A 3,229-nucleotide genomic window follows, 5' to 3' on the forward strand; every position below is an offset into this window, starting at 1 on the left:
CAGGGAACAGGCAACAGGCAACAGTGAGAAAAGTATTTCTCTATCTAACGCTTCATCACTAACCTATTTCCGAACCAACTCGTTCCTTGCTATAGACTAAATTTCTAGTTTGTTCTGTATTTAGAAATTCAGTAGTTATAGTAGTTAGTGGTTGGATAGACTGCTAACTACTTTAGATCTCAACTTTCAGAAATTATTTTTGTTTATTTTAGGTACAAGAAATTATGCAAGGTTCAACAATTGAGACAACTAATAATTTAGTTGATACTTCCGTCCAATCTGCGTCAGCAGAGGCAGGCCATCACGAAGAACATGAGGATTTACGAGTTTTTGGATTAATCACATTTCTTGCTTCTGAATCTTTGATGTTTGGGGGACTATTTGCTGCTTATTTAATTTACCGAGCAAATGCCGGGGTTTGGCCTCCTGAAGAAACAGAGGTAGAGTTGTTATTGCCAACCATCAACACTATTATTCTGGTTTCTAGTAGTTTTGTGATTCACAAAGGCGATACTGCTATCAAAAAGAACGATCTCTCAGGAATGCGTCTATGGTATGCAGTTACTGCTGCCATGGGTATTATCTTTTTGGGTGGTCAGGTTTATGAGTACATGACTCTAGGTTATGGTCTGACTACTAATGTGTTTTCCAATTGTTTTTATGTGATGACTGGTTTCCACGGTCTGCACGTTTTTGTTGGTGTACTACTCATCCTGGGTGTATTGTGGCGTTCTCGTCGTGCTGGTCATTACAATGGAGAAAAGCACGTTGGTATTGAAATGGCAGAAATATATTGGCACTTTGTTGATATTATCTGGATTGTTTTATTCACTTTACTTTACATTTTGACTCAGATTTAAAGAAGCACCTCAGCAGTTAGCAATCAGCGATCAGCTTCTCTGGCGCGCCTTTTCAAATAAACGTGGGGGACTTAAACCCTTGAAATTTTAGCGCTCCAGATAAATGCTGTTTACGGAACATTCCGGAACGGAAAAGCTGATAGCTAGTTAATATGTACGCAAAGGCGTTGTCGCTACAATTCTGTTGCATTTGACAAAATTATCAGGAAAGGCAGAGGGCAGGAGGCAGAAGGCAGAAGGGAATTCTGGGTTCTACCTTTTGCCTTTTGTCTTCCCTAAAACCCTTTTACAGTTTGCTATTCCCTATTCCCTATTCCCTATTCCCTGTTCCCCGTTCCCTGTTCCCTATTCCCTATCGTGTCGCTATAGTGAGAAAATAATAGATGTTTAATATTGAGAAATAGTTCAGGATGCAAACTAAGGAAAAACTTATCCTACCAAAAATGGGCTGTGGTACATGGGCATGGGGCAACCGCTTCCTCTGGGGATATGATGAAAGTATGGATAATGAGTTGCAAAATGTTTTCAATCTTTGTGTTGCTAATGGTGTAACTTTATTTGATACTGGGGACTCCTACGGTACAGGTAAATTAAACGGACGCAGTGAAATGCTATTGGGGCAGTTTTCCCAAGCATACACTGGCGCAAATCAAGATAATATTTGCATTGCCACAAAACTTGCTGCTTATCCCTGGCGGTGGGGTCGTCAAGCAATTATTTCTGCTGGGGAAGCATCGGCCCAACGCCTCGGGAAAAATGTTGATTTGGTACAGATGCACTGGTCTACAGCAAATTATCTACCCTGGCAGGAATGGGGGCTTTTAGATGGTTTGGCTGATTTGTATGAACAAGGCAAAGTGAAGGGTGTGGGGCTATCTAACTATGGACCAAAACGCTTGATGAAAGTGTATGAAAGATTTCGCGATCGCCATATTCCTATCACTACTCTACAGGTTCAATATTCCCTATTATCAACCTATCCGGTCACAGAATTAGGAGTTAAAGAAGTCTGTGATGAATTGGGAATTAAATTAATTGCATATAGTCCTTTAGCATTGGGAATATTAACAGGAAAATATTCAGAAAACGGTTCTGTTCCTCAAGGTATTCGAGGTTTTTTATTTAAGCAAATATTACCAGGAGTTCGCCCCCTATTATCATGTTTAGAAGCAGTGGCAAAGTCAAGAAATAAAACTATGTCGCAAGTAGCAATTAACTGGTGTATTTGTAAAGGTACAATTCCTATTCCGGGAGCAAAAAATCTAGCACAGGCAGAACAAAATATTGGTGCATTAGGTTGGGAATTAGATGCTGGTGAAGTTGCGGAACTAGATAATGCTGCTGCTAGTACAGATAAGAAAATGGTACAAAATATTTTTCAGACTAAGTGATATGGAAGAAGGAAGAAGGAAGAAGAAAAAGTTTTACCTTCTTGCGCGTAGCGCTATAGCTAGGGTGGCAGCGAGTCAATATTGGTCAAGGCAAAATTGAGAATTTCATCGGCGCGAGATATGAGTTCTTCTGCTTGGGTTTCAGTAATATTCGGTTCTAAATCGTAATCACCCCTCACACGAATTCTTTCTGCATCAATAAGGTAACGATGATATTCTACTGGAATTCGTTGAGTCCGACTAAATTGCCTACCGAAAGCAGCAATGACGGCTTAGTGTCGGCTGTAGGATAGTCCTTCTCCTTCCAGAAATGCGGTTGCTACATAAAACATAGCGTAATAGGCACGGGAGGCTGCAAATTCGGAAAAACCTCTATTGTTGAGCTCTCGCGCTGCTTGTAGGCTTCTGGCTGCTTTATTTAACAGTATTTGTTGTTCTGGGGTCATACGGTTTTGCCCTCTGCACGGACGTTGCGGAAAAATCCATTGTTACGATGTTGGAATTGTTCGTACTCTGCAAAGGCACAACTAATCAAGACGTTGTACTCTAAGCAGAGGTCTGCGATTAAAAAACTAATACGATCGCTTTCAGTGGAGTAGTCAAAGGGATTTTTGAGAACAATGAGAAGGTCTATATCTGAGTCAGCTCTGGCATCGCCTCTTGCTTGGGAGCCAAAGAGAACTAATTGCTCTAATTGTTCGCCATAAATTTTTTCTAATCCCTGGCGAGTTTGGGCGATTATTTCTTTGAGTTGAGGATTAGTAGTTGGAGTTGGCAACTTTTGCATATATTTGAGAATTGGCTGTTGTTTTTGATTGGTATATTAGCATGAGTTAGTTATAGGGAATGGGGGCGATATAGCTGCCACACTTGCTCTGCGAAAGTTCCTCAAATTAACAAACTGCAAAATCTGTTAATTCCCGTGTTTCTGGGTGGTAAAATCCTAAAACAGAGTTTGGGCTATATTTGGGCTTAAAA

3 protein-coding genes and 1 pseudogene are annotated in these 3,229 nt (G+C 40.5%); 2 read left to right on the plus strand and 2 right to left on the minus strand.

What is annotated here, in order from left to right; translation table 11 throughout:
* Positions 1-224 precede the first annotated feature (224 nt).
* Together AC3DU7_RS11545 and AC3DU7_RS11550 are read left to right on the plus strand one after the other, a co-directional pair.
* Positions 225-860, plus strand: coding sequence for a cytochrome c oxidase subunit 3 (locus tag AC3DU7_RS11545; protein WP_488039494.1), 636 nt, complete (start codon positions 225-227; stop codon positions 858-860).
* Positions 861-1,270: 410 nt separating this feature from the next.
* On the plus strand, positions 1,271-2,251 hold the full coding sequence (locus AC3DU7_RS11550; protein ID WP_488039495.1) for an aldo/keto reductase: 981 nt from the start codon (positions 1,271-1,273) through the stop codon (positions 2,249-2,251).
* A gap of 59 nt (positions 2,252-2,310) precedes the next feature.
* On the opposite strand, the pseudogene AC3DU7_RS11555 reads toward AC3DU7_RS11550, so the two are convergent.
* Positions 2,311-2,697, minus strand: a pseudogene (locus AC3DU7_RS11555) (HEPN domain-containing protein).
* Positions 2,694-3,038 (minus strand): nucleotidyltransferase domain-containing protein, encoded by a 345-nt coding sequence (locus AC3DU7_RS11560; RefSeq protein ID WP_488039496.1) that lies wholly within the window; start codon positions 3,036-3,038, stop codon positions 2,694-2,696. Before AC3DU7_RS11560 ends, AC3DU7_RS11555 begins: the two are co-directional and overlap by 4 nt.
* Positions 3,039-3,229: the final 191 nt, after the last annotated feature.

The sequence above is a fragment of the Okeania sp. genome, from assembly GCF_983059655.1.

Bases quoted from the DNA above. Each gene is read 5' to 3' on its own strand.
- AC3DU7_RS11560 (WP_488039496.1), bottom strand. From the start codon at position 3,038: ATGCAAAAGTTGCCAACTCCAACTACTAATCCTCAACTCAAAGAAATA.
- AC3DU7_RS11550 (WP_488039495.1), top strand. From the start codon at position 1,271: ATGCAAACTAAGGAAAAACTTATCCTACCAAAAATGGGCTGTGGTACA.
- AC3DU7_RS11545 (WP_488039494.1), top strand. From the start codon at position 225: ATGCAAGGTTCAACAATTGAGACAACTAATAATTTAGTTGATACTTCC.